The organism is Pseudomonas sp. IT-93MI4 (genome assembly GCF_949767635.1).
Lineage (GTDB): Bacteria > Pseudomonadota > Gammaproteobacteria > Pseudomonadales > Pseudomonadaceae > Aquipseudomonas > Aquipseudomonas putida_A.
Genome location: NZ_CATKPP010000058.1, coordinates 231,332 through 256,043 on the forward strand (window position 1 = coordinate 231,332; position 24,712 = coordinate 256,043).

The window sequence follows — 24,712 nt, forward strand, 5'->3', positions numbered from 1 at the left end:
AAGATTAGCGATTCGGCAGTTTTTTAACAATCGGATACATCTTGAAATGCGGTAGGAATCACGCCCTCGGGTGGACGATGAGCCGAATAGGCGTCATATTCGGCTCACGAAATGAGCCGAATAGCGTTTCTATTCGGCTCACGCACTCAGGAATGGCATTCATGGCAACTCACTGGATCTGGCAGCAGCCCGACTGGCCCGACTTCAACTGGCAGGCAGAGCGTCTCACTGCGCTGTTGCGCGAATGCGTTCAGGCGCAGGGACAATTGATGGGCATGGCGGGATCAGTGGGCAATTCATTGAGCGCTCAGACTGAACTGGACGCGTTGCTGCAAAACATCGTGACCTCCTCGGCCATCGAGGGGGAACAATTGAATGTTGAATCCGTGCGTTCTTCACTGGCACGACGCCTGGGGCTGGAATCGCCTGATGGCGACAACGTCAGCAAGCGCAGCGAAGGGCTCGCGCAACTGATGCTCGATGCCACTCAACGCTTTGCCGAACCGCTGACACTGCAACGATTGCTGGAATGGCATTCATGGCTGTTTCCAGAACAGGAGAGTGGTTTCCTTTCGCGTGCAATCAATGTCGGCGCATTACGCGGCGATGAGCCGATGCAGGTGGTTTCAGGGCGAATCGACCGTCCGACCGTGCACTTCGAGGCGCCACCGCGACAAGGCCTTGAGCGGCAACTCGACAGTTTTCTCAAGTGGTTCGACGCCAGTCGGCAACAGGCAGGCCTCGATCCATTCTTGCGAGCTGGCATCGCACATTTCTGGTTCGTCACCTTGCATCCGTTCGACGACGGCAATGGACGCCTGACTCGCACCCTTACCGATCTGGCACTGGCTCAGAGCGAAGCGCAGGCGATTCGTTTTTATGCGATGTCCGCCAGCATCCTCGATGATCGTGCGGGCTATTACCGGATTCTCGAATCCAGTCAGAAAGCCACGCTGGACATTACCGACTGGCTCACATGGTTCCTGCAAACCTTACTGCGCAGTCTGCAACAGGCCATTGCGCGGATTGAAAGTGTGTTGGGAAAATCACGCTTCTGGCAGGCGCACCGCGAATCCGGGCTGTCGGCGGAGCAGATCAAAGTGCTCAATCGTTTGCTCGACGGTGGTGAGCGTGGTTTCGAGCACGGTATCAGTGCAGCGCAATACCAGAGTGTGGCCAAGGTTTCCAAAGCCACGGCCACCCGACATCTGGCGGAACTGCTGGAAAAAGGCTGCCTGCAACGTCTTCCGGGCGGGGGGCGGAGCACTCGGTATCAGATTCAATATCCGGGTGACTCGACCGACTGACACCCTTGTCCGTCGGCCCACTCATTTGCCCATAAACCCCCTATCTGCTAGTGTCGCGCCGGTTTAACGTCAACCGGAAATCGCCGCCATGGCCCGCAAAAAAGCTGCACTGGATTTCGAACAGTCCCTCGCCGACCTGCAAACACTGGTCGAGCGTCTGGAGAACGGTGAATTGTCGCTGGAAGACTCGCTGACCGCTTTCGAGCAGGGCATCGGTCTGACCCGTGACTGCCAGGCAGCGCTGGCCCAGGCCGAGCAGAAGGTGCAAGTGCTGCTGGAGCGCGATGGCGAACTCGCCGAGGAACCCTTCGACGCGGAACAGCCAGAATGATTGCAGCGTATTCGGCGACCAGCCAGGCGCGGGTCAATGCGGCACTGGAAATCCTCTTCAAGGCTCCGCTGCCGGAGCTGTCGCGCCTGTATGAGGCGATGCACTACAGCGTGATGATCGGCGGCAAACGCGTACGTCCGCTACTCGCCTACGCTGCGTGCGAAGCGCTGGGCGGCAAGGCTGAGCAAGCCAACGGTGCGGCTTGCGCGGTGGAGCTGATCCACGCTTATTCGCTGGTGCACGACGATTTGCCGGCGATGGACGACGACGATCTGCGTCGCGGCCAGCCCACCACCCACAAGAAATTCGATGAAGCCTGCGCGATTCTCGCCGGTGACGGCTTGCAGAGCCTGGCGTTCAGCGCCCTGCTCGACCCGCGCCTGAGCGATCTGGACGCTGACATCCGTCTGCAACAGGTCACGGCGCTGGCGCATGCGGCCGGCCCGGCAGGCATGGTCGGCGGTCAGGCCATCGACCTCGGCTCGGTCGGCCTGAAGCTGGATCAGCAAGCGCTGGAGCAGATGCACCGACACAAGACCGGCGCGCTGATCGAGGTCAGCGTCAAACTTGGCGCTCTGGCCAGCGGCCGTGCCGAAAAAGACCAACTCAAGGCTTTGCAGACTTATGCACAGGCCATCGGTCTGGCCTTCCAGGTGCAGGACGACATTCTTGACGTCGAAAGCGATACCGAAACCCTCGGCAAACGCCAGGGCGCCGACATCGCTCGCGACAAACCGACCTACCCGGCCCTGCTGGGGCTGGACGCGGCCAAGGTCTACGCTCTGGAACTGCGCGATCAGGCACTGTACGCGCTGCGACCGTTTGACGCGGCAGCCGAGCCTTTGCGCGACCTGGCCCGGTATATCGTCGAGCGGCGCAACTGAACGCCAACCTGCCAAAAAAGACCAACGCGTGGGCAGGGGGCGATGCATCAGGTAAACTGCCGCATCTTTTATACCTATAACGATTCGCCTGATGCCCACGACGTTTCATGAGATTCCCCGCAAGCGCCCGACCACGCCCCTGCTCGACCGCGCGAACACGCCGGACGGCCTGCGCCGGTTAGGCGAAGCCGAGCTGGAAACCCTGGCCGATGAGTTGCGCCTGGAATTGCTCTACACGGTCGGCCAGACCGGTGGGCATTTCGGTGCCGGCCTGGGCGTCATCGAGCTGACCATCGCGTTGCATTACGTCTTCGACACCCCGGATGACCGGTTGGTGTGGGACGTCGGTCATCAGGCGTATCCGCACAAGATCCTCACCGGTCGCCGCCAGCGCATGGAAACCCTGCGTCAGAAGGACGGCATCGCCGCCTTCCCGCGTCGCGCCGAGAGCGAGTACGACACCTTTGGCGTCGGCCACTCCAGCACCTCGATCAGCGCCGCGCTGGGTATGGCGATTGCCGCCCGCCTGCAGAACAGCGATCGCAAGGCGATTGCGGTGATCGGTGACGGCGCGCTGACTGCCGGCATGGCCTTCGAGGCGCTGAACCACGCGCCGGAAGTCAACGCCAATATGCTGGTGATCCTCAACGACAACGACATGTCGATCTCGCGCAACGTCGGTGGCCTGTCCAATTATCTGGCGAAGATTCTTTCCAGCCGTACTTACGCGAGCATGCGTGAGGGCAGCAAGAAAGTCCTGTCGCGCCTGCCCGGCGCCTGGGAAATCGCCCGTCGCACCGAAGAATATGCCAAGGGCATGCTGGTTCCCGGCACCCTGTTCGAAGAGCTGGGCTGGAACTACATCGGCCCGATCGACGGCCACGACCTGCCGACCCTGATCGCCACCCTGCGCAACATGCGCGATCTGAAGGGCCCGCAGTTTCTGCACATCGTCACCAAGAAAGGCAAAGGCTTCGCCCCGGCGGAAGTCGACCCGATCGGTTACCACGCGATCACCAAGCTCGAACCGCTCGACGCCCCGGCTGCTGCGCCGAAAAAGGCCGGCGGGCCGAAGTATTCGGCGGTGTTCGGCGAATGGCTGTGCGACATGGCCGCGGCTGATCCGCGCCTGGTCGGGATTACCCCGGCGATGAAGGAAGGCTCGGACCTGGTGGCGTTCAGCGAACGTTTCCCGCTGCGCTACTTCGACGTTGCGATTGCCGAACAGCACGCTGTGACGTTCGCTGCCGGCATGGCCTGCGAAGGCGCCAAACCGGTGGTGGCGATCTACTCGACGTTCCTGCAACGCGGTTACGACCAGTTGGTGCATGACGTCGCGGTGCAGAACCTCGACGTGCTGTTCGCCATCGACCGCGCCGGTCTGGTGGGCGAAGACGGCCCGACTCACGCCGGCAGCTTCGATCTGTCTTACCTGCGCTGCATTCCGGGCATGGTCATCATGACCCCGAGCGATGAAAACGAATTGCGCAAAATGCTCACCACCGGCCACCTGTACAACGGCCCGGCGGCGGTGCGCTACCCGCGCGGCACCGGCCCGAACGCGACCATCGACAAGGATCTCGAGCCGATCGAAATCGGCAAGGGCATCGTCCGCCGCCAGGGCAGCAAAGTCGCCCTGCTGGTGTTCGGCGTGCAACTGACCGAAGCGCTGAAAGTCGCCGAGAAGCTGGATGCGACCGTGGTCGACATGCGCTTCGTCAAGCCGCTGGATGAGGCACTGGTGCGCGAAATCGCCGGCAACCACGAATTGCTGGTGACGATCGAAGAGAACGCGGTCATGGGCGGTGCCGGTGGCGCGGTCAGCGAGTTCCTGGCGCGCGAGAACATCCTCAAGTCGATGCTGCATCTGGGCTTGCCGGACATCTACGTCGAGCACGCCAAACCCGCGCAGATGCTGGCCGAGTGCGGGCTGGACGAAGCGGGAATCGAAGCTTCGATTCGCGAGCGTCTGGAACTGCTCAACAAGTAACACGCAATACCCATGTGGGAGCGGGCTTGCTCGCGAAGGCGTCGGATCAGTCGATGATGAGTGGACTGATACACCGCCTTCGCGAGCAAGCCCGCTCCCACATTTGATTTGTGTACATCAGAAATACCCACGGGAACACCGATGAACCTCTCGCGTCTCGCCCTGCCCCTCCTCCTGCTGCCAGCCGCCAGCGCCCTCGCCGACACCTTCAAACGCGACGAAGCGCTGAAGCTGCCCGACACGCTGATCAGCGCCAACCGCCAGGTCGAAGCGCGCAACGACAGCAGCGCGGCCAACACCGTGTTCACCCGCGAAGACATCGACCGCCTGCAACCGGGCTGCGTCACCGATCTGCTGCAGCGGGTGCCGGGCGTGCAAGTGGCGCAGGCCGGTGGGCGCGGCAGTCTGCCGGGGATCTACATTCGCGGCACGCAATCGGCGCAGAGTCTGGTGCTGGTCGACGGCCAGCGCATCGGCAGTTCGACCTCCGGCGACAGCAATCTGCAGCACCTGAACATCGACCAGATCGAGCGCGTGGAAGTGTTGCGCGGTTCGCGCTCGGTGATTTACGGCAGCGATGCGATTGGCGGGGTGATCCAGATCTTCACCCGGCGCGGCACCGAGCAAGGCCTGCAGCCGCGCTTGCACGTCGGCTTCGGCAGCAACCAGACCTGGGAACGCAGCCTCGGCCTGTCCGGTGGCGATGACAAGACCCGCTTCAACCTCGGCGCCAGCCTCGATGACACCGCCGGCCTCGACCGCACTCACGAGTCGTACCCGAGCGACAGCGATCACGATGCCTATCGCAATAAATCCGTCAGCCTGAGCCTCAGCCATGCGTTGACCGACGACGTCGAAGTCGGCGCCAACCTGCTGGATAACCGTGGCAAAAGCGAGTTCGACAACCCGTTCGGCCGCTTCGATACGACTACTTTCGAGTCGGTGCAACAGCAGCCTTACAGCGACTTCAACGTCAGCAGTGTCAGCAGCTACGTCGATGCCCGGGTCAACGAAATCTGGAAAACCCGCGTCGAATTCGGCCACAGCGAAAATCGCGAGAAAACCTTCGACAAGCTCAGCGACGAGCGCACGGTGTTCAACACCTATCGGGACTCGGTGAACTGGCAGAACGACCTGACTCTGGATGCGCGCAACAGCTTGATCCTCGGCGGCGACTGGTACGAAGACCGGGTCAACAGCAGCACCGCATTCAACGAGGACAGCCGCTGGAACCGTGCCGCGTTCATCCAGCATCGCTATCAGGCCGACAGCTTCTCCACGGAACTGGGTCTGCGTCACGACGACAACCAGCAATTCGGTAGCCAGAACACCTGGAGCGGCACCTTCACACTGCCCCTGAACCCGGACAACGATCTGCTGCTGAGCTACAGCGAAGGCTTCCGCGCGCCGACCTTCAACGACCTGTACTACCCGGATTTCAGCAACCCGGATCTGAAGCCGGAAACCTCGAAAAGCTATGAGCTGCAATGGCGCAGTCAGTTGAGCGATAGCAGTCGGCTGGAGGCGTCGATTTACCGCACTGATCTGCAAGACGCGATCATCTTCGGCAGCAACTCACGCCCGGAGAACGTCGCCTCGGCGCGGATCAATGGCTTTGAAGCGGCGTTGAAACAGGAACTGTTCGGCTGGCAAAGCAATCTCGGTGTGGCGATTATCGACCCGCGTGATCGTGATAGCGGGCACACGTTGGCGCGTCGTGCGCGGCGCACGATGAGTTGGGATCTGGATCGACAGTTTGACCGGTTGGGACTGGGCGCCAGTTGGCAGGCGGTAAGCAGTAGTTACGACGACAAGGACAACACCCACTCACTGGGCGGCTACGGCTTGATCGGACTGCGCAGCAGCTGGGCGCTGAATCGCGAGATCAAACTGGATCTGAAGGTCGATAACCTGCTGGACAAGGGTTACAGCCGTGCGCTGTACAGCTATGACGGCAGCCAGTATGGCTATCGCGAGGAAGGTCGGGCGTGGGTAGTTGGCGTCACCTGGAATCCCCAGCTTTGATTTGAATCTTCGCTGATTTGACTGGCCCCTTCGCGAGCAGGCTCGCTCCCACAATTTGGAATGCAATTCCCTGTGGGAGCGAGCCTGCTCGCGAAGAAGCCACCCCGGCTTCAGCGGTCAGGCGCGATCAATTGGCAGAGTTTGGCGGTGGCATCAATCATTTGGCCGCTTGGGCGCTCAAGGCCTTTATCGGTAACCAACAGCAGTTTCCCCTGCTTCACTGCTGCCACCTGCGGCCAGTCTTTCCATGCATCGAGCTGGGCCTGATCACCGGCCAGAATCACCTCCGGATTGCGCTGCAGCACCGCCTCGACACTCACCTGCGGCGCCGGCAAACTCAGATCGGCAAACACATTGCGTGCGCCACAGACTTCGAGCGCATCGCTGATGATCTGCCCGCCACCGACGGTGTACAGCGGCTTGTCCCAGACTTGATAAAACACGGTCAGCGGCGTGTCCCGGCGATAGCGCTGACGCAGTCCGTCGAGTTTCTGGCGCAGGTCCGCCGCCAGTTTCGTCCCACGCTCAGGTCGCCCCAGTTGCGCGGCAATCGTCTCGATCTGCGCAGACAGCTGTTCGAGATTGTGCGGCTCGGCGACGTAGGTCGGAATGTTCAGGCGTTTGAGCTGATCGCGTTGTGCCGGGCCGACACTGCCGGGCCACAGCAGCAGCAAATCCGGCTTGAGACTGAGCAGGCGCTCCATGTCGAGTTGGCCATAACGCCCCACCGAGGGAACATCGGCAACGGCTGCCGGACGCTCGCCGGCATCGAGCACGCCAACCAGCAGATCAGCCGAGCCCAGCTCAATAACGATTTCCGACAAAGAAGGCGCGAGACTGACCACTCGCAGACTCGCCAGCACCGGGCCGGCGCAGGCCAGCAGCAGAACCGCCAGCCACAGACGACGCATCAGCCGAGTTGACGCGGGATGCGATAGAGGTAGAACAGCACCGCCGTGGACAACGCCAGCAGCATCAGCGGTACGGCTTCGAGGCCGACGAACACCGCCAGCGCACCGATCCATGCCGGCAATGCGGCCGCGAGGAATGCACTGCGACGCTGGGCCGCCAAGGCAATCCAGGCCGCCGGTTCGTCGGGGGTATCAAGGGCTTTTTGCGTGGCGATCAGCGCGTGCTTGTAGCGGCCGAAAAACTTCAGACTGACAAACATCGAGGCCACGCCGGCAATGAACAACGGCATGGCCAGCACCGGCAGAATGCCTTCGCCCTGGCCGAACAGGCCATTGAGGACAAACAGCGGCAGCAGCGCCAGCGCCAGGTATTTCCACCAGTCGACCGCCAGGCGGCGTCGCACCTGACCGCGGGTCACGCGCGGTCGACCTCGCCCTGATGCTCGTTGCCCATCATGTGGTCGAGCTTGCTGGCCTTGGTCGCCAGGTACAGCTTGTTGTGCGGGTTGTGGCCGGTGTGCAGCGGCACGCGCTCGGCGACGACGATGCCCATGTCGGTCAGGGCTTTGACCTTGCGCGGGTTGTTGGTCATCAGACGCAGCGACTTCACGCCCAGATGCTCAAGCATCGGCAGGCACATGGCGTAGTCACGCTGATCGGCGGCAAAGCCCAGACGCTCGTTGGCTTCAACAGTGTCAGCGCCGCCGTCCTGCAACTCGTAGGCGCGGATCTTGTTCAGCAGACCGATGCCGCGACCTTCCTGACGCAGGTACAGCAGCACGCCACGGCCTTCACGGGCGATGGCCTTGAGCGCCGCTTCGAGTTGCGAGCCGCAGTCGCAGCGCTGGCTGAACAGCGCATCACCGGTCAGGCACTCGGAGTGCAACCGGCCGAGAACCGGGGCACCGTCGGCGAAATCACCCAGGCTCAGCACAACGTGCTCGCGGCCGGTAGCCTCATCGAGAAAACCGTGCATGGTGAATTGCGCAAAAGGCGTTGGCAGCTTGGAAGCGGCGACAAAAACGACAGGCACCGGTGTGCTCCTGATCTAAAAATTCTGAAAATTCGCAGGCCGGCATTGTAACAGCAGGTTCCTGCAGACGCTTAGGCTGAATTATCGGGCATAACGATCAAAAAGTTTGATAACACCCGGGCAGTGCAGAACCCTGTGGGAGCGGGCTTGCTCGCGAAAGCGTCGTGTCAGTCGATCAATAGGCTGGCAGACACACCGCATTCGCGAGCAAGCCCGCTCCCACAGGGGGGACGGCCCTGTCATTTCGACTCGAATGGATACGGCTGCTTCCACTGTTCGAAAATTGGCTTCAGCTCGCCGCTCTTCACCAACTGCTCCATGCGTCGGTCGAACACTGCCATCAACGTGCGCGATTGCGGTGTGTTGGCGAAGCACAGGTACAGCGGCAGTTCGGCGATATGCGTCTTGCGAAACTGCGTCGGTTCCCTGGCCCGGCCAAGCACGTAATCGATTTCGGTCAAAGCATCAATGTAATAGTCGGCGCGGTTGTGGGTGAGCATCGAGAGGATCCCGGTACGTCGCACGACCTCGTTGAAGTTGCGCACGCCGGGCAGATAATTCTGATAGTCGTAACCACGAACCCAGGCCAGCCGATATTGACCGAGGGTTTCTGGGGTCGGTGCTGGATTACTTGCCAGGCCCAGGGCGTAGATGTGGTCGGTGTCGAAATTCCAGCGCGGATAGAGCAGGTCGCTGAATTCTTCATGATAAGAACCGACACAAGCATCGACCTCGCCACGCTGGGCCAGCCCAACTGAACGAGTGTACGGTTCGCTGCGAATATCGAGTTTCACTCCGGCCGGTTCGAACACCTTGCGCAGCACGTCCCAGCCCAGGCCATGACCGTCCGCGGCGGTGTAATCTTCCCAGTCCTCGCTGGCCAGATGGATGACCGCGGGCGTCGGCGCAGCTTCCTGCGCACTGGCGACAGTGCCCAGCAAGGTAAACATCACAAGCGCCAACCAGCGTCGAGCCATCCCTAGTTTCCTCACTTAACCCTGACGATCCGGATCAGGCGAAAATCCACACCAGTCCCTGCATTGCCAGCCAGGCGAATACGCCGGCCAGCACGTCGTCGAGCATGATGCCGACGCCGCCGTGGACATGCCGGTCGATCCAGCGGATCGGCCATGGCTTGAGAATGTCGAAAAAGCGGAACACCAGAAAACCCGCGAGCAACCAGTACCAGCCTTCCGGCACCAGCCACAGGGTGATCCACATCCCGACCATTTCGTCCCAGACGATGCCTTCGTGGTCGTGCACCCGCAGATCGTCGGCGACCTTGCCGCACAGCCAGAAGCCGAACAGCATGGTGATTCCGAGCATCAGCCAGTAACCCCAGTCGGGCAACATCTGCCACAACGGGATAAAGGGTAGCGCAACTAACGAACCCCACGTGCCCGGCGCTTTCGGCAAGGTGCCGGAGCCGAAGCCGAACGCGAGGAAATGCCAGGGATTGCGCCAGACCGACGGCGGAACGAATTCGGCCGGAACCTGTTTCGGGTGATCTGTCACGGTGTCTCCTGAAAATGTTGATAACCCCGGATTTGCGGGGTGATGTCGTGTCCTTCGCGATCCAGCAGGACCACACCCTGGCCCTGCGCCACACGCCCGATCACATGGATCGGCCAGCCATCGGCCAGCAGTGCCGGCAACTCGACGGACGGTAGCGTGAAGGCCAGCACATAGTCATCGCCGCCGCTCAACGCCGCCCGTTCCGCGCCGCGCTGACCGAGAAAAGCCACTAAAGCATCGGACAACGGTACGCGCTCACGTTCAACTTCGAGGCGAACCTGCGAGGCCAGAGCGATATGCCCGCAATCGGCGAGCAGGCCGTCAGAGATGTCGAGGGCCGATGTGGCCTTGCCACGCAAGGCCTGACCGAGCGCCAGTTGCGGTTGCGGCGACCAGTAATGATCGAGCAACGGCTGAGCGATACCTGCTTCGGCCTCGCGCTGGCCAAGCACCAGCGGCAAAGCCCCGGCGGCATTGCCCAGCTCACCGCCAACACAGAGCAGATCGCCCGGTTGTGCGCCGCTACGGGTCAAGGCCTGCCCGGCCGGAACGCGACCGAACACCGTGACCGTCAGGCTCAACGGCCCGCGCGTGGTGTCGCCGCCGACCAGCGCGATGCTGCAGCTCTGCGCCATGCGGTTCAAACCGTGGGCATAGGCTTGCAGCCAATCGGCGGTCACCGTCGGCACAGTCAGGGCAAGGGTAAAGGCAACGGGCGTGGCGCCCATGGCGGCCAGATCGCTGACCGCGACGGCCAGCGAGCGCTGACCGAGCAGAAACGGATCGCAGGGATCGGCGAAATGCACGCCGGCCACCAGCGTATCGGTGGAAATCGCGAGCTGTTCCCCGGGGGGAACCGCCAGCAAGGCGCAGTCGTCGCCAATCCCCAGAGCAACGCCCTCGCCGCCCTGCGCACAAGGCGCGGCGGCGAAGAAATTGCGGATCAGCTCAAACTCGCCCATGAGGTCTCAAGCGCGTATCAGCGCTTGAACGCCTTCACTTCAGCTTCACGCAGGCGCGGAGCCAGCTTGTCGAGTACGCCGTTGACGAACTTGTGGCCGTCGGTCGAACCGAAGACTTTCGCCAGCTCGATACCTTCGTTGATCACCACGCGGTATGGCACGTCGACGCGCTTGAGCAGTTCCCAGGTGGACAGGCGCAGAACCGCCAGTTCAACCGGGTCCAGCTCTTCGATTTCGATGTCCAGGCACGGCTTGAGCGCGGTGTCGATTTCGGTGCGGCTCGCCGGCACCCCGTGGAGGATTTCGCGGAAATACGCGCCGTCGACATCGGTGAAATCGTTATCAACGCGGAACTGCGCTTCGATCTCGTTCAGCGAAGCCTTGGCCATGTGCCACTGATACAGGGCCTGAGTCGCGAGCTGACGGGCTTCGCGACGCTTGACGCTCTTCGATGGCTTGCCGGCATCCGCAGGTTTCGGATCGCGCGGGTTGAAACGATCGCTATCGTCGCTAATCACTTGGCCTCCAACTGCGCCAGCAGGCTGACCATTTCCAGAGCGGACAGGGCAGCTTCAGCACCTTTGTTGCCAGCCTTGGTGCCGGAACGTTCGATGGCTTGCTCGATGGAATCAACGGTCAGGACGCCGAACGCGACCGGTACGCCGAACTCCATGGACACCTGGGCCAGACCCTTGGTGCACTCGCCTGCCACGTATTCGAAGTGTGGAGTGCCGCCACGAATGACCGCGCCGAGGGCGATGATGGCTGCGAACTCGCCTTTCTGGGCGACTTTCTGCGCAACCAGCGGGATTTCGAAGGCGCCAGGCGCGCGGATGATGGTGATGTCGCTTTCGCTCACGCCGTGGCGAACCAGGGCATCAACTGCACCGCTGACCAGGCTTTCAACCACGAAGCTGTTGAAACGGCCCACTACCAGAGCGTAGCGGCCTTTAGGGGCGATGAAGGTACCTTCGATGGTCTTCAGGGTCATTCGTCAGATCTCTTAAAGAGCCGGGACACGTTTCGTACGCATCCCTCAGTGATATTAGCCACAAATTCATGACCGGAAACACCGCATTGCTGTTCGACTACACCCCTGTGGCGAAGGGATTCATCCCCGATGGACTGCGCAGCAGTCCCAACCAAATAGGGCCGCTACGCAGCCCGTCGGGGATGAATCCCCTCACCACAAGGATCTACATCAACAATGCCGAATTCACCGGGTCATTATTCGGAGGGCACGTATTCTACAACTTCCAGATCGAAACCGGATATCGCATTAAATTTCATTGGCGCAGACATCAGGCGCATTTTGCGCACGCCGAGGTCACGCAGGATCTGCGAACCGGCACCGACGATGCTGTAAGTGGTCGGCTTTTTCACCGCCGCCTGATCAGCGGTTTCGCGGATATGCGCCAGCAACACATCGCCGTCCAGCGGGTGGCCGAGCAACAGCACCACACCGCTGCCGGCCTCGGCCACCGCAGCCATCGCGGCGCGCAGGCTCCAGCGGCCCGGTTGCTTGACCATCAGCAGGTCGCGCAGCGGATCCATGTTGTGCACGCGAACCAGGGTCGGTTCCTCGGCGCAAACGGTGCCCAGCGTGAGGGCCATGTGCACGTCGCCTTCCACCGAATCACGATAGGTCACCAGGTTGAATTGGCCCAGTTCGCTGTCCAGCGGCTGCTCGGCAATCCGCTGAACGGTACGTTCGTGGATCATCCGGTAGTGAATCAGGTCGGCGATGGTGCCGATCTTGATGTTGTGTTCGGCGGCAAACGCTTCCAGTTCGGCGCGACGGGACATGGTGCCGTCGTCGTTCATCACTTCGCAGATCACGCCGCTTGGTTCGAAACCGGCCATACGCGCCAGGTCGCAGGCCGCTTCAGTATGACCAGCGCGCGCCAGGGTGCCGCCGGCCTGGGCCATCAGCGGGAAGATGTGGCCCGGGCTGACGATGTCTTCAGCCTTGGCGTCTTTTGCCGCAGCCGCTTGCACGGTGCGCGCACGGTCGGCGGCGGAGATACCGGTGGTGACGCCTTCGGCGGCTTCGATCGATACGGTGAACTTGGTGCCGAAACCGGAACCGTTGCGTGGCGCCATCAGTGGCAGCTTCAACAGCTCGCAACGCTCGCGGCTCATCGGCATGCAGATCAGGCCACGGGCGTGCTTGGCCATGAAGTTGATGTGCTCGGCCTTGCAGCATTCGGCGGCCATGATCAGGTCGCCTTCGTTCTCGCGGTCTTCGTCATCCATGAGGATGACCATCTTGCCTTGGCGGATGTCTTCAACCAGTTCTTCGATGCTATTGAGCGCCACAAGGCACCCCCTTCAGTCAGGATTTGAGATAGCCGTTGGCGGCCAGAAAGCTTTCAGTAATACCGCCAGCGCTTGGCTCAGCAGCCTTGTCGCCGAGGAGCAAACGCTCCAGATAACGCGCCAGCAAATCGACTTCCAGGTTCACCCGGCGGCCCGGCTTGTAGGAAGCCATGATGGTTTCGCTCAAGGTGTGCGGAATGATCGTCAGCATGAATTCGGCGCCATCGACCGCGTTCACGGTCAGGCTGGTGCCGTCGACGGTGATCGAGCCTTTATGGGCGATGTACTTGGCCAGTTCTTTCGGCGCGCGGATGCGAAATTCCACCGCACGAGCGTTGTCGCTGCGCGACACCACTTCGCCGACACCGTCGACGTGACCGCTGACCAGATGCCCGCCGAGACGGGTGGTCGGGGTCAGGGCTTTTTCCAGATTGACCGGGCTGCCGCTTTTCAGGTCATTCATGGCGGTGCAGTCGAGGGTTTCGCGGCTGACGTCGGCGGCAAAACCGTTGCCCGGCAGTTCAACCGCCGTCAGGCACACGCCGTTGACCGCGATGCTGTCGCCGAGTTTGACGTCGCTCAGGTCGAGCTTGCCGGTTTCGACATGCACCCGCACATCACCGCCCTTGGGGGTCAGTGCACGGATACTGCCGATGGATTCGATGATGCCGGTAAACATGGGGTTCTCCTTGAGAACGAAGCCAGCGCTAAGGCGATGGCCGGGAATTATACGCTCGCCGAAACGACTGGCGTCGCAGTGACTCGCCAGTCATCGCCAACCACGCGAATTTCAGTGATTTTCAGCTCGGGGGCGTCCTTCATATAGGCCAGCGGCCAGTCCAGCAACGGTCGCGCCGTGGAGCCGAGGAACTTGCCGGCGATGAAGATCACGAACTCGTCGACCAGACCGAGCTGAGCGAATGCACCAGCCAGACGCGGGCCGGCCTCGACCAGCACTTCGTTGACGCCACGGTTGGCCAGTTCGATGAGCAACTGATGCAGATCGACCTGACCGTCGTCACCCGGCACGATCAGGCATTCCGGGCCATTGGCGTATTGCTCTTCGACCGCCATGCAGGTGGCGACCAGCGCCGGGCCGGCCTTGAAGAACGGCGCATCCAGCGGCACCCGCAGGCGCCCATCGATCAGCACCCGCAGCGGCGGACGGCTCATGGCCCGTGCGGTTTGTTCGGCATCCAGACCCAGTTCGTCGGCGCGCACGGTCAGGCGCGCGCCGTCGGCCAGTACGGTGTCGGCGCCGGTCAACACCACGGCCGCCTGCGCGCGCAAACGCTGCACAGCGGAACGCGCGGCCGGCCCGGTGATCCACTGGCTCTCGCCACTTTCCATCGCCGTGCGACCGTCGAGACTCATCGCCAACTTGACCCGCACGAACGGCAAGCCATGTTCCATGCGTTTCAGGAAACCTTGATTGAGCTGGCGCGCCTCGGCTTCCAGCACGCCGCTTTCGGTGGCGATCCCGGCATCAGCCAGACGCTGCAAGCCACGCCCGGCGACCTGTGGGTTCGGATCGCGCATCGCGGCGACCACCCGAGCAACCCCGGCAGTCACCAACGCATCGGCGCACGGCGGTGTGCGGCCATGGTGGCTGCACGGCTCAAGGGTCACGTAAGCCGTGGCGCCCCGGGCCAGTTCACCGGCAGCGCGCAGGGCGTGGACCTCGGCGTGGGGTTCGCCGGCGCGCTCGTGAAAGCCTTCGCCGACAATCTGCCCGTCACGCACGATCACGCAGCCAACCCGTGGATTGGGATGGGTGGTGTAGTGGCCCTTGCGCGCCAGTTCCAGCGCGCGCGCCATGAAGTGGGCGTCGAGGATCGCCTGCTCGGCGGCGCGGGTCATTCTTTCACCGGTTCGCGGGCGAGGCGGTCGATCTCTTCACGGAACTCGTTGAGGTCCTGGAAGCGCCGGTATACCGAAGCGAAACGGATGTAGGCCACTTCATCGAGCTTTTGCAGCTCGGCCATCACCAGTTCGCCGACCACGAGGGATTTGACCTCGCGCTCGCCGGTGGCGCGCAGCTTGTGCTTGATGTGAACCAGAGAGGATTCGAGACGCTCGACGCTCACCGGACGTTTCTCCAGCGCGCGTTGCATGCCGGCGCGGAGTTTTTCTTCGTCGAACGGTTGGCGGCTGCCGTCGGTTTTGATCAGGCGCGGCAACACCAGTTCGGCCGTCTCGAATGTCGTGAAACGTTCGCCGCAGGCCAGGCATTCACGCCGGCGGCGCACCTGTTCGCCCTCGGCGACCAGACGCGAGTCGATGACCTTGGTGTCGTTGGCACCGCAGAAGGGACAGTGCATGGTGGCTGGCAACAAAAAAAGGGAGGGCCATGGTAGCGCATCCCGGTGGCAAGACAAGCCATAGGGTTTGCGGTATACAGACTGCCATGATCGTTTGATCCACGGATTTCATTTTCTGGAGCTGCCAATGTCGCTACGACCGCTCGTTTTGCTCAGTCTTTTCGCCCTGCTGGTGGCCTGCGGCAGCGACAAGCCCAAACCGCAACCGCCAACACCGGGACCTGCACCACAACAGGCGCAGAAAAAAGCCCGCGAGGCCGCTGATCTTGGTCCGCTGCCGGCCTATCAACGGGAACTGAGCGGCACCCTGCAAGGCGTGCCGGCCGGGGCCGAAGTCGAACTGGCGCTGCTGGTGATCGATGAAAAGTCGCGCCCGCAACAACTGCTCGCCAGTTCCAGCCTGATCGGCAACAACCAGATTCTGCCGTTTCGCCTGCGCTTCAATCCGGAGTCATTTCCGGCTGGCGCACGGGTTGAGCTGCGCGGTCGTGCCACGCAGTCCGGCCAGTTGATCCTGCACCTGCCGTCGCAAACCATTACCCAGCCGACCACCCAGGCGCTGGGCCAGCTGCAATTTGTCAAAGCACCATGACCGTGCCGCTCGACCTGCAACAGGCGTTGGGTGAATTGCTCGGTGATGCGCGGCTCAAGGCCTGTCCTTTACCGGGCACCGATTTGCAGCTGTGGCTGATCGACGGCGAGAACATGGATCGTGAATTCAGCCCGGACGAAACCCGGCGCATCCTTCACGAGCCGCCCTATTGGAGTTTCTGCTGGGCCAGCGGCCTGGCGGTGGCGCGCTATCTCGCGGAGTTCCCCGAGTGGGTGCGCGGCAAGCGGGTGCTGGATTTCGGCGCCGGTTCCGGGATCGCCGCGATTGCTGCGGTGAAGGCCGGGGCGTTGGAGGTGGTTGCCTGTGATCTTGATCCGCTGGCAATTGCCGCGTGCCGGGCCAACGCTGAACTCAATGATGTGCAGATGAGTTATTCGACGGACTTCTTTGCCGAGGCCGATCGCTTCGATCTGATTCTGGTGGCGGACGTGCTCTACGACCGCGAGAACCTGCCGCTGCTCGATGCGTTTCTCAGCCGTGGCCGCGAGGCGCTGGTGGCGGATTCACGGGTCCGGGATTTTCGCCATCCGTTGTATGAGCGAATCGAAATGCTTGAGGCGATGACCTTGCCGGATCTGGCGGAGCCGGAAGAGTTCAGACATGTGAGTCTTTACCATGCCCGGCGTGACTAAAAGCTTCGCGAGCAGGCTCGCTCCCACAGGGGTAACGCATTCCAAATGTGGGAGCGAGCCTGCTCGCGAAAGCATTCTGGCAGGCAACACACCTCTCAAAGACTGACCGCTTCCGGCCACACCCCGCCAAGCCGTATAGTTGCCCCATCCACGCTTTTACGAGATTCCCCATGAGTCAGCAAACGCCGTACATCTTCGACGCCACGACTGCCGATTTCGACCAGTCGGTGATCGAAGCCTCCTTCAACAAACCGGTGCTGGTGGATTTCTGGGCCGAGTGGTGTGCGCCGTGCAAGGCGTTGATGCCGATGCTGCAAGGCATTGCCGAGAGCTATCAGGGCGAACTGCTGCTGGCCAAGGTCAACTGCGACATCGAACAGGACATCGTCGCCCGCTTCGGCATCCGCAGCCTGCCAACCGTGGTGCTGTTCAAGGACGGTCAACCGGTGGACGGTTTTGCCGGTGCGCAACCGGAATCCGCAGTGCGCGCGTTGCTTGAGCCGCATGTGCAAATGCCGCCGCCGGCCGCTGCCGATCCGTTCGAACAGGCGCAGGCGCTGTTCGATGAAGGGCGTTTCGCTGACGCGGAAGCGGCGCTGGTGGTCATGCTCACCGAAGACAACAGCAACGCCAAGGCGCTGATCCTCTACGCCCGCTGCCTGACCGAGCGCGGCGAACTGGGCGAAGCGCAAACCGTGCTCGACGCGGTCAAGAGCGATGAGCACAAGGCTGCACTGGCCGGGGCCAAGGCGCAGATCAAGTTCCTGGGACTTGCCCGTGATCTGCCGGATGCTGCCGACCTCAAGGCGCGTCTGGCCAAAGATCCGCAAGACGACGAAGCGGTGTATCAACTGGCGATCCAGCAACTGGCGCGTCAGCAATACGAAGCGGCGCTGGAGGCGTTGCTCAAACTGTTCATCCGTAACCGTAGCTACGGCGAAGGGTTGCCGCACAAGACGTTGCTGCAGGTGTTCGAACTGCTGGGCAACGATCATCCGCTGGTGACCGCTTACCGGCGCAAGGTCTTCGCTGCGCTGTACTAAGCGCTCACTCGACCCAGCTGTAGAGCGGCGTATCGCCGCCGCTCGCCACTTTCACCTGTGAACTGTGGCGCAAGCGCACCAGCAGGCGTTTGCCTGCGGCCGCGCTGCCGGTCAATCCCTCAAGCTGCTCCAGAAGATCTGGCCCGCTGAGTTGCCCGGCCTTGCGCAACAGATCCTGCGCGACCTGCCACAACGCATCGTCCTGGTTCAGTGGCTTCACTGCCGGCGTGCTCAATGCCGCTTCAGGCTGATCACCCTGCGGCTGCGCGCCAAGGGCTGCGCCGAGCTTCACCCAATCACTGTCATCCAGCTCCACCGTCAAATCCACCGGCGTCGCGCCGACGGTTCCGCGTATCCGCAACATCTGCTTCGCTCCTGCACATTTCTGACCTGCATGCTCCCACGGGACTTGTGCAACGCCAAGCGCACGGGCAAACTCTGCGAACTTTCGTTATAAGATTACATAACAAACTCTTCACTTTATTTTCCGGAGACCGCCATGCGTCGTCTGCTGCTCGCTTTGCCGTTTGCCCTGTTGCCGCTGGCCATCGCCCATGCCGCCGATGAGCACGATCATGACCATGAGCACGGCAGCCTCGGCGCCCACGAACATGGCGTCGGCCGCTTGAACGCCGCACTCGACGGCCAGACCCTGGAGCTGGAACTGGAAAGCCCGGCGATGAACCTGGTGGGCTTCGAACACGCCGCCGCCAGCGACGCCGACAAAGCCAAAGTCGTGGCCGCGCGCACCAAACTGGAAAACCCGCTGGCGCTGTTCAGCCTGCCAGCCGCCGCCGGTTGCAAGGTCACCAGCCAGGAACTGGAAAGCCCGCTGTTCGGCGACAAACCGGCTGCCGACGAGCATGACGATGATGACCACGACGAAGATGCCAAGGGTGGTGAAGCGCATCACCACGATCACAGCGAAATCCACGCACACTACCAATTCAGTTGCGCTGCACCAGGTGCCTTGAAGACGCTGGATCTGGCGAACGTCTTCAATACCTTCCCGGCCACTCAGAAAATTCAGGTACAACTGATCGGCCCGAGCGGCCAGCAGGGTACCGAAGTGACGGCCAAGGCGGCTGCCTTGAATTTCTGATCACACCGATAATCCCCTGTGGGAGCGGGCTTGCTCGCGAATGCGGTGTGTCAGTCAACATGGATTTGGCTGATCCACCGCGTTCGCGAGCAAGCCCGCTCCCACAGGGTTATGTGTTCACTCCATGAAACTGGTGCCATGACCCAAGCACTCATCGAACTGTCCGACCTGGGCTTCAACTGGCCCGGTCACCCGCCGCTGCTGGACATCCCGGCGTTTCGCCTGGAACCGGGCGAAACCCTGTTCCTCAAAGGCCCCAGCGGGAGTGGCAAGACCACCCTGCTCGGCCTGCTCGGTGGCGTGCAGAAACCCGGGCGCGGCAGCATTCGCCTGCTCGGCCAGGAACTGACCGAGCTGGGTGCCGGCGCCCGCGACCGCTTTCGCGTCGATCACACTGGCTACATCTTCCAGCAGTTCAACCTGCTGCCGTTTCTTTCGGTACGCGAGAACGTCGAGTTGCCGTGCCACTTCTCCAGATTGCGTGCCGAGCGGGCGAAACAGCGTCACGGCAGCGTCGATCAGGCCGCCGCCACCCTGCTCGCCCACTTGGGCCTGAAAGATGAAAGCATCCTCGGTCGTCGCGCCGATTCGCTGTCGATCGGTCAGCAGCAACGGGTCGCCGCCGCTCGCGCGTTGATCGGCCAACCCGAACTGGTGATCGCCGACGAACCGACCTCGGCGCTGGATTACGACGCCCGGGAAAACTTTATCCGTCTGCTGTTCGCCGAATGCCGCGAAGCCGGATCGAGCCTGTTGTTCGTCAGCCACGACCAGAGCCTGGCGCCGCTGTTCGACCGCCACCTGTCCCTGGCCGAGCTCAATCGCGCCGCCACGTCTGCCGAGGTCTGAGATGTATCTGTTTCGTCTGGCCATGGCCAGCCTGGCCAACCGCCGCTTTACCGCCCTGCTCACCGCGTTCGCCATTGCTCTGTCGGTGTGCCTGTTACTTGCCGTCGAGCGCGTGCGCACCGAGGCCAAGGCCAGTTTCGCCAGCACCATCAGCGGCACTGACCTGATCGTCGGCGCCCGCTCCGGTTCGGTGAACCTGCTGTTGTACTCGGTGTTCCGCATCGGTAACGCGACCAACAACATCCGTTGGGACAGCTTCGAACATTTCGCCAGCAACCCGAAAGTGAAATGGGCGATCCCGATGTCCCTCGGCGACTCCCATCGCGGCTATCGGGTGATGGGCACCACCGAAGCCTATTTCGAGCATTACCAGTACGGGCGCCAGCAGCATCTGCAACTGGCTGACGGCCGGGCGTTTGCCACCGATCCGTTCGAAGTGGTGCTCGGCGCCGAAGTCGCCGAAGCGCTACATTACAAGCTCGGCGACCAACTGGTGCTGGCCCATGGTGTGGCGGCTATCAGTCTGGTCAAACACGACGACAAGCCATTCACCGTGGTCGGCATTCTCAAGCGCACGGGTACCCCGGTGGATCGCACGCTGCACATCAGCCTCGGCGGCATGGAGGCGATTCACATCGACTGGCACAACGGGGTGCCGGCCCGGGGCAACGGCCGGATCACCGCAGATCAGGCACGCAACATGGACCTGACGCCGCAGGCGATCACCGCGTTCATGCTCGGCCTCAACAGCAAGATTTCCACCTTCGCCCTGCAACGCGAGATCAATGAGTTCCGTGGCGAGCCGATGCTGGCGATCCTGCCGGGCGTGGCCTTGCAGGAGTTGTGGAGCCTGATGAGCACCGCTGAAAAGGCGCTGTTCGTGGTCTCGCTGTTCGTGGTGCTGACCGGGTTGATCGGCATGCTCACGGCGATTCTCACCAGCCTCAACGAGCGCCGCCGCGAGATGGCGATTCTGCGTTCGGTCGGTGCGCGGCCGTGGCACATCGCGAGCCTGCTGGTGCTGGAAGCCTTTGCCCTGGCGCTGACCGGCGTAATCGCCGGACTGGCATTGCTGTACATCGGCATCGCCGCCGCGCAGGGTTATGTGCAGGCCAATTACGGTTTGTATCTGCCACTGGCGTGGCCGAGCGAGTATGAATGGACGCTGCTCGGTGGCATTCTGGCAGCCGCGCTGCTGATGGGCAGCGTGCCGGCCTGGCGCGCGTATCGCCAATCCCTGGCCGATGGCCTGTCGATCCGTTTATGAGGATGTTCACCATGCCCCGCGCCGTGCTTGCGCTGCTGTTGCTGGTTGCCCTGCCTGTGTGGGCAGCGGCGCCGAAAGACCTGACCTGGTCGGAGATGATCCCGCCGGACGCCGCGCCGGAAGTGCCGAACATGACGCCGTTGCACGACATGTCGAAGATGAGTGATGCGCTGTCCGCCGAGTCGGCGCCAGCCGCCAAACAGGACATGCCCAATGCACCGGTAGTGCAGAGTCTCGATGGGCAGAACATCCGCCTGCCGGGCTACATCGTGCCGCTGGAAGTCAACGAAGAGGGACGCACCACCGACTTCCTGCTGGTGCCGTACTTCGGCGCCTGCATCCATGTGCCGCCACCGCCGTCGAACCAGATCGTGCATGTGAAAAGCGAGCTGGGCGTGAAGCTCGACGAGCTGTATCAGCCGTACTGGGTCGAGGGACCGTTGCAGGTCAAGGCGTCCACCAGCGAACTGGCCGATGCCGGGTATCAGATGGCGGCTGACAAGATTTATGTGTATGAGCTGCCGGAGTGAATCCCGGTAGTTTTTGTATTGTTTGATCCGGCCTCTTCGCGAGCAAGCCCGCTCCCACAGGTGACCGCGTTCCAAAGTGGGAGCGGGCTTGCTCGCGATGGGGCCGGCCAAGGTTCCACAAAAAACCGCGGCATCACTGTTTCATTGAGCTGAGTCAAAAGACCGTATCAGTTGGCTTCATACCATAGGACATCAGAAACTTTTAACGTCCTTTTGGAGCCCCCATGAACAAGTCCTTGCTCAGCGCCTCGCTGTTTGCCCTCGCGCTCGCAGCCCCGCTCGCCCACGCTCACGAAGCCGGCGACATCATCGTTCGCGCCGGTGCGATCACCGTCAACCCGAAGGCCGACAGCTCCAATGTCAAGGTCGATCAGGGTCCGTTGAGCGGCACCAACCTGGGCGGCAAGGCGACCATGAGCAGCGACACCCAACTGGGTCTGAACTTCGCCTACATGCTGACCAACAACATCGGTATCGAGTTGCTGGCCGCCTCGCCGTTCGAGCATGACGTAAAAATCAAAGGCACTGCGCTGCCAGCCGCCAACGGCAAACTCGGCACCCTGAAACACCTGCCGCCCACCCTCAGCGTCGTGTACTACCCGCTGGATGCGAAATCGCCGTTCCAGCCCTACATCGGCGGCGGCATCAACTACACCTGGATCTACGACGAGCACGTCGGCAGCGAAGCCCAGTCCAACGGCTTCAGCAACTTCAAGGCGAAAAACTCCTGGGGCCTGGCCTGGCAGGTCGGCGCTGACTACATGCTGACCGACAACATCATGCTCAACGCCCAGGTGCGCTACATCGACATCGACACCCGCGCCACCGTCGAGAATAACGCCGTGGCACCGGGCACCCGTGCCAAGGTCAATGTTGATGTCGATCCGTTTGTGTACATGGTGGGTCTGGGCTACAAGTTCTAAGGCAGATTCAACCAGGAACGTTCACGTGGTGGTGAATGAGGCTTTGGGTGAGCAGGCTTAGAACTGACGACGATCACTTCGTGATCGATCGGGGATAAATCCCCTCGCCACAGGATTAGCGACAAATTCCGGCCGTGAAAAAGGCGCCTGTAAAAAGGCGCCTTTTTCATGTCTGCCCCAAACTCACCTTCCGAGCAAGCGGGCCAACCCGACACTCATCGAAGTTTGCGCCGGCAGTGTGAAACGCTCCAGCAAACGACGGTTGTTCGCCCGTGAGTGACGGATGTCTCCCGAGCGGGCCGGACCGTAGCTGACAGGTGGTAGCTCACCAACAATCTGTTCCAGTTCGGCAAGCATCTGCTTGAGATTGGTCGACTGATTCCAGCCGACATTCACCGCGCCGACCTCTACTTGCGGTTTATCGATGGCTTGCGCCAGCAGATACACCAGATCCTCGACGTACAAGAAATCACGCGTCTGCTCGCCATCGCCGAACACGGTGATCGGTAGGCCCTTCTGGGCGCGTTCGCTGAAGATGCTGATGACACCGGAGTACGGCGAGGATGGATCCTGGCGTGGACCAAAGATGTTGAAGAAGCGAAAGATCACCGGTTCCAGGTCATGCTGCCGACGGTAGAAGTCGAAATAGTACTCTCCTGCCAACTTATCCGAAGCGTAGGGCGTCAGTGGGGCTTTCGGAGTGTCTTCGTCAATCGACTCACCCTCACCGTTGTTGCCGTACACCGCTGCGCTGGAAGCGTACACCACACGCTTGACCCCGGCCTGGCGCATGGCCTCGCAGACATTCAGGGTACCGATGAAGTTACTCTGGTGTGTTTTCACGGGGTCATCCACAGATGCCTGCACCGAAGCCACTGCGGCCAGATGCGCAACAGCACTGCAACCTTGCATTGCCTGCGCGACCAGCGCCGCATCGGCAACATCACCCACCAGCAGCTCAACCCTGGAGTTGTCCAGTGGAAGGTTGGCGCGTTTGCCGGTCGACAGATCGTCCAGAATCCGCACCGAGTGTCCCTTGGCAAGCAAGGCGTCTGTAAGGTGGGAGCCGATGAAACCGGCACCGCCGGTGATTAAAACTGGGCGTTTAGCCATGACGATAGAACCTATCCAGTAAAGCGGGGAGCGCGGCGCGCCAGGCGCGGGGCTTGATCCCGAAAGTGTGCAGAATTTTCTTGCAGGCGAGTACCGCGTGTTGCGGTTCCTCGGCGGCGTCCGGCCGCGCGGCATGCGCCTGAGCGGTCGGCGCTTCGATTGCCAGCTGATGCAGGCTGCGCGCCTCGGTCAGAATCGCCTGCCCGAGCGCCAGCGGGGTGGTCGCTTCGTGGCCGGCGTAATGGTAAGTGCCCCACAGCGGCGCTGCGCAATCGAGTTGCTTGAGCACCGAAATGATCACCCGTGCCGCGTCATCCACCGGGGTCGGATTGCCCCGGCGGTCATCGGCCATGAGCAATTCGTCCGGTTGTTCGGCGCGGGCGAGGAAGCGCCCGAGGGTACCTTCAGGGCTGTCATCGAGCAGCCAGCCGAAGCGCAGCAACACGTGTTGCGGGCAAGTGGCGCGAACACTTTGCTCGATGCGCCACAGCGCCTGACCGCGCAGGCCCAACGGCACCGGCTCGTCCTTTTCGCTGTAGGCGGTCGCCCGCGAACCGTCGAACACCCGATAGCTGGAAGGCTGCACGAGGATGATGTTGTGGTGCTGGCACAGCTCGGCCAGCCGTTCGATGGCGCGTTCCTGCCCGGCCAGACGGCTTTCGCTGACGGTCTCGGCCTGGAACCAGTCGAAATAGTAGGCGAGGTTGATCAACGCATCCGGACGGGTATCGTCGAGCAGTTGCGTCAGGCTCGCGGCATCCCAGCCGTCTTCTGGCGGGCGGGGGGCGAGGAAACCGATGTCTTCTTCCGCACCGAGGCGAATCAGCGCCTGCCCAAGGGCATTTCCGCCGCCCAGTAACATAAGGCGCATTCGCATAGAGTCAGCAGGCCCAGTCTGATTGGAACGATGGCTTTAGCGACGGTGCTGGTGACACCCGTCGTCGATAATTGCCGGAATCGTTGCATTTTGCGGGTTTAGTGCGCAACCGTCACCCGTAAAGTGTAGATCCCTGGCATTTGTGGCGTTGCAGCAGGCCTCTTC

At 61.9% G+C, this 24,712-nt stretch carries 28 protein-coding genes; 13 read left to right on the forward strand and 15 right to left on the reverse strand.

Annotated elements, in window-relative coordinates; translation table 11 throughout:
• Positions 1-161: 161 nt before the first annotated feature.
• From ACM6I7_RS27125 to ACM6I7_RS27145, 5 genes are all read left to right on the forward strand, one after another.
• The gene (locus ACM6I7_RS27125) at positions 162-1,307 is read left to right on the forward strand and encodes a Fic family protein (RefSeq protein WP_027612924.1); all 1,146 of its coding nucleotides are present in this window, start codon (positions 162-164) and stop codon (positions 1,305-1,307) included.
• Positions 1,308-1,395: 88 nt separating this feature from the next.
• The gene (locus ACM6I7_RS27130; protein ID WP_003228627.1) at positions 1,396-1,638 is read left to right on the forward strand and encodes an exodeoxyribonuclease VII small subunit; all 243 of its coding nucleotides are present in this window, start codon (positions 1,396-1,398) and stop codon (positions 1,636-1,638) included.
• The gene (ispA, locus tag ACM6I7_RS27135) at positions 1,635-2,522 is read left to right on the forward strand and encodes a (2E,6E)-farnesyl diphosphate synthase (protein WP_414889596.1); all 888 of its coding nucleotides are present in this window, start codon (positions 1,635-1,637) and stop codon (positions 2,520-2,522) included. Before ACM6I7_RS27130 ends, ispA begins: the two co-directional genes overlap by 4 nt.
• 91 nt (positions 2,523-2,613) lie before the next feature.
• Positions 2,614-4,512 carry a 1-deoxy-D-xylulose-5-phosphate synthase gene (gene dxs, locus ACM6I7_RS27140; RefSeq protein WP_247840993.1) on the forward strand — a complete coding sequence of 633 codons (1,899 nt, stop codon included), beginning with the start codon at positions 2,614-2,616 and terminating at the stop codon, positions 4,510-4,512.
• 141 nt (positions 4,513-4,653) lie between these two features.
• Entirely contained in the window at positions 4,654-6,537 is a 1,884-nt protein-coding gene (locus tag ACM6I7_RS27145; protein ID WP_414889597.1) for a TonB-dependent receptor domain-containing protein, read from the forward strand.
• 110 nt (positions 6,538-6,647) lie between these two features.
• On the opposite strand, the gene ACM6I7_RS27150 is transcribed toward ACM6I7_RS27145, so the two are convergent.
• The 12 genes from ACM6I7_RS27150 to nrdR all read right to left on the reverse strand — a co-directional run bounded on the left by ACM6I7_RS27150 (position 6,648) and on the right by nrdR (position 15,598).
• Positions 6,648-7,448: a cobalamin-binding protein gene (locus tag ACM6I7_RS27150; protein ID WP_414889598.1), complete on the reverse strand. Its 801-nt coding sequence runs from the start codon at positions 7,446-7,448 to the stop codon at positions 6,648-6,650.
• A complete protein-coding gene (locus ACM6I7_RS27155; RefSeq protein ID WP_027612930.1) occupies positions 7,448-7,867 on the reverse strand; it encodes a hypothetical protein in 420 nt (139 codons plus the stop codon). The genes ACM6I7_RS27150 and ACM6I7_RS27155 overlap by 1 nt, the downstream gene beginning before the upstream one ends.
• Complete coding sequence (gene ribA, locus ACM6I7_RS27160; RefSeq protein ID WP_027612931.1) at positions 7,864-8,481, reverse strand: GTP cyclohydrolase II; 618 nt, start codon at positions 8,479-8,481, stop codon at positions 7,864-7,866. The genes ACM6I7_RS27155 and ribA overlap by 4 nt, the downstream gene beginning before the upstream one ends.
• Before the next feature lie 239 nt (positions 8,482-8,720).
• Complete coding sequence (locus ACM6I7_RS27165; RefSeq protein ID WP_414889599.1) at positions 8,721-9,458, reverse strand: substrate-binding periplasmic protein; 738 nt, start codon at positions 9,456-9,458, stop codon at positions 8,721-8,723.
• Positions 9,459-9,492: 34 nt separating this feature from the next.
• Positions 9,493-9,996 carry a phosphatidylglycerophosphatase A gene (locus ACM6I7_RS27170; protein ID WP_007910933.1) on the reverse strand — a complete coding sequence of 168 codons (504 nt, stop codon included), beginning with the start codon at positions 9,994-9,996 and terminating at the stop codon, positions 9,493-9,495.
• The gene (gene thiL / locus ACM6I7_RS27175) at positions 9,993-10,958 is read right to left on the reverse strand and encodes a thiamine-phosphate kinase (RefSeq protein WP_414889600.1); all 966 of its coding nucleotides are present in this window, start codon (positions 10,956-10,958) and stop codon (positions 9,993-9,995) included. Before thiL ends, ACM6I7_RS27170 begins: the two co-directional genes overlap by 4 nt.
• A gap of 17 nt (positions 10,959-10,975) precedes the next feature.
• Positions 10,976-11,476 (reverse strand): transcription antitermination factor NusB, encoded by a 501-nt coding sequence (nusB, locus tag ACM6I7_RS27180; RefSeq protein ID WP_003228643.1) that lies wholly within the window; start codon positions 11,474-11,476, stop codon positions 10,976-10,978.
• On the reverse strand, positions 11,473-11,949 hold the full coding sequence (gene ribE, locus ACM6I7_RS27185; RefSeq protein ID WP_003228649.1) for a 6,7-dimethyl-8-ribityllumazine synthase: 477 nt from the start codon (positions 11,947-11,949) through the stop codon (positions 11,473-11,475). The genes nusB and ribE overlap by 4 nt, the downstream gene beginning before the upstream one ends.
• Before the next feature lie 236 nt (positions 11,950-12,185).
• The gene (gene ribBA / locus ACM6I7_RS27190; RefSeq protein ID WP_007966103.1) at positions 12,186-13,277 is read right to left on the reverse strand and encodes a bifunctional 3,4-dihydroxy-2-butanone-4-phosphate synthase/GTP cyclohydrolase II; all 1,092 of its coding nucleotides are present in this window, start codon (positions 13,275-13,277) and stop codon (positions 12,186-12,188) included.
• Positions 13,278-13,293: 16 nt separating this feature from the next.
• Positions 13,294-13,956 carry a riboflavin synthase gene (locus tag ACM6I7_RS27195; protein ID WP_103367225.1) on the reverse strand — a complete coding sequence of 221 codons (663 nt, stop codon included), beginning with the start codon at positions 13,954-13,956 and terminating at the stop codon, positions 13,294-13,296.
• A 47-nt stretch (positions 13,957-14,003) separates the two neighbouring features.
• The gene (ribD, locus tag ACM6I7_RS27200; RefSeq protein WP_414889601.1) at positions 14,004-15,137 is read right to left on the reverse strand and encodes a bifunctional diaminohydroxyphosphoribosylaminopyrimidine deaminase/5-amino-6-(5-phosphoribosylamino)uracil reductase RibD; all 1,134 of its coding nucleotides are present in this window, start codon (positions 15,135-15,137) and stop codon (positions 14,004-14,006) included.
• A complete protein-coding gene (nrdR, locus tag ACM6I7_RS27205; protein WP_003228656.1) occupies positions 15,134-15,598 on the reverse strand; it encodes a transcriptional regulator NrdR in 465 nt (154 codons plus the stop codon). Before nrdR ends, ribD begins: the two co-directional genes overlap by 4 nt.
• A gap of 127 nt (positions 15,599-15,725) precedes the next feature.
• On the opposite strand from nrdR, the gene ACM6I7_RS27210 reads away from it, so the two are divergent.
• The 3 genes from ACM6I7_RS27210 (at position 15,726) to trxA (ending at position 17,886) form a co-directional block, all read left to right on the forward strand.
• A complete protein-coding gene (locus ACM6I7_RS27210) occupies positions 15,726-16,190 on the forward strand; it encodes a YbaY family lipoprotein (RefSeq protein ID WP_098965824.1) in 465 nt (154 codons plus the stop codon).
• Entirely contained in the window at positions 16,187-16,843 is a 657-nt protein-coding gene (locus tag ACM6I7_RS27215; RefSeq protein ID WP_414889602.1) for a class I SAM-dependent methyltransferase, read from the forward strand. The genes ACM6I7_RS27210 and ACM6I7_RS27215 overlap by 4 nt, the downstream gene beginning before the upstream one ends.
• Positions 16,844-17,013: 170 nt before the next feature.
• On the forward strand, positions 17,014-17,886 hold the full coding sequence (trxA, locus tag ACM6I7_RS27220; protein ID WP_096796332.1) for a thioredoxin: 873 nt from the start codon (positions 17,014-17,016) through the stop codon (positions 17,884-17,886).
• Between the two features lie 4 nt (positions 17,887-17,890).
• Here the strand turns inward: trxA and ACM6I7_RS27225 are convergent, their stop codons facing one another.
• Entirely contained in the window at positions 17,891-18,250 is a 360-nt protein-coding gene (locus ACM6I7_RS27225; protein ID WP_115988796.1) for a hypothetical protein, read from the reverse strand.
• Between the two features lie 135 nt (positions 18,251-18,385).
• Between ACM6I7_RS27225 and ACM6I7_RS27230 the strand changes: the two genes are divergently transcribed.
• The 5 genes from ACM6I7_RS27230 (at position 18,386) to ACM6I7_RS27250 (ending at position 22,557) form a co-directional block, all read left to right on the forward strand.
• Complete coding sequence (locus tag ACM6I7_RS27230; RefSeq protein WP_098965832.1) at positions 18,386-18,988, forward strand: DUF2796 domain-containing protein; 603 nt, start codon at positions 18,386-18,388, stop codon at positions 18,986-18,988.
• A gap of 138 nt (positions 18,989-19,126) precedes the next feature.
• Positions 19,127-19,837 carry an ABC transporter ATP-binding protein gene (locus ACM6I7_RS27235; RefSeq protein WP_003228669.1) on the forward strand — a complete coding sequence of 237 codons (711 nt, stop codon included), beginning with the start codon at positions 19,127-19,129 and terminating at the stop codon, positions 19,835-19,837.
• 1 nt (position 19,838) lies between these two features.
• A complete protein-coding gene (locus tag ACM6I7_RS27240) occupies positions 19,839-21,104 on the forward strand; it encodes an ABC transporter permease (protein WP_007966122.1) in 1,266 nt (421 codons plus the stop codon).
• Positions 21,105-21,115: 11 nt separating this feature from the next.
• Positions 21,116-21,634 carry a DUF3299 domain-containing protein gene (locus tag ACM6I7_RS27245; protein WP_003228673.1) on the forward strand — a complete coding sequence of 173 codons (519 nt, stop codon included), beginning with the start codon at positions 21,116-21,118 and terminating at the stop codon, positions 21,632-21,634.
• Positions 21,635-21,858: 224 nt separating this feature from the next.
• Positions 21,859-22,557 carry an OmpW/AlkL family protein gene (locus tag ACM6I7_RS27250; RefSeq protein WP_027612943.1) on the forward strand — a complete coding sequence of 233 codons (699 nt, stop codon included), beginning with the start codon at positions 21,859-21,861 and terminating at the stop codon, positions 22,555-22,557.
• A gap of 183 nt (positions 22,558-22,740) precedes the next feature.
• On the opposite strand, the gene ACM6I7_RS27255 is transcribed toward ACM6I7_RS27250, so the two are convergent.
• Together ACM6I7_RS27255 and ACM6I7_RS27260 are read right to left on the reverse strand one after the other, a co-directional pair.
• Positions 22,741-23,670 carry an NAD-dependent epimerase/dehydratase family protein gene (locus ACM6I7_RS27255; RefSeq protein ID WP_139055389.1) on the reverse strand — a complete coding sequence of 310 codons (930 nt, stop codon included), beginning with the start codon at positions 23,668-23,670 and terminating at the stop codon, positions 22,741-22,743.
• Positions 23,663-24,547, reverse strand: a complete 885-nt coding sequence (locus ACM6I7_RS27260) for a sugar nucleotide-binding protein (RefSeq protein WP_027612945.1) — start codon at positions 24,545-24,547, stop codon at positions 23,663-23,665. The genes ACM6I7_RS27255 and ACM6I7_RS27260 overlap by 8 nt, the downstream gene beginning before the upstream one ends.
• Between the last annotated feature and the right edge of the window lie 165 nt (positions 24,548-24,712).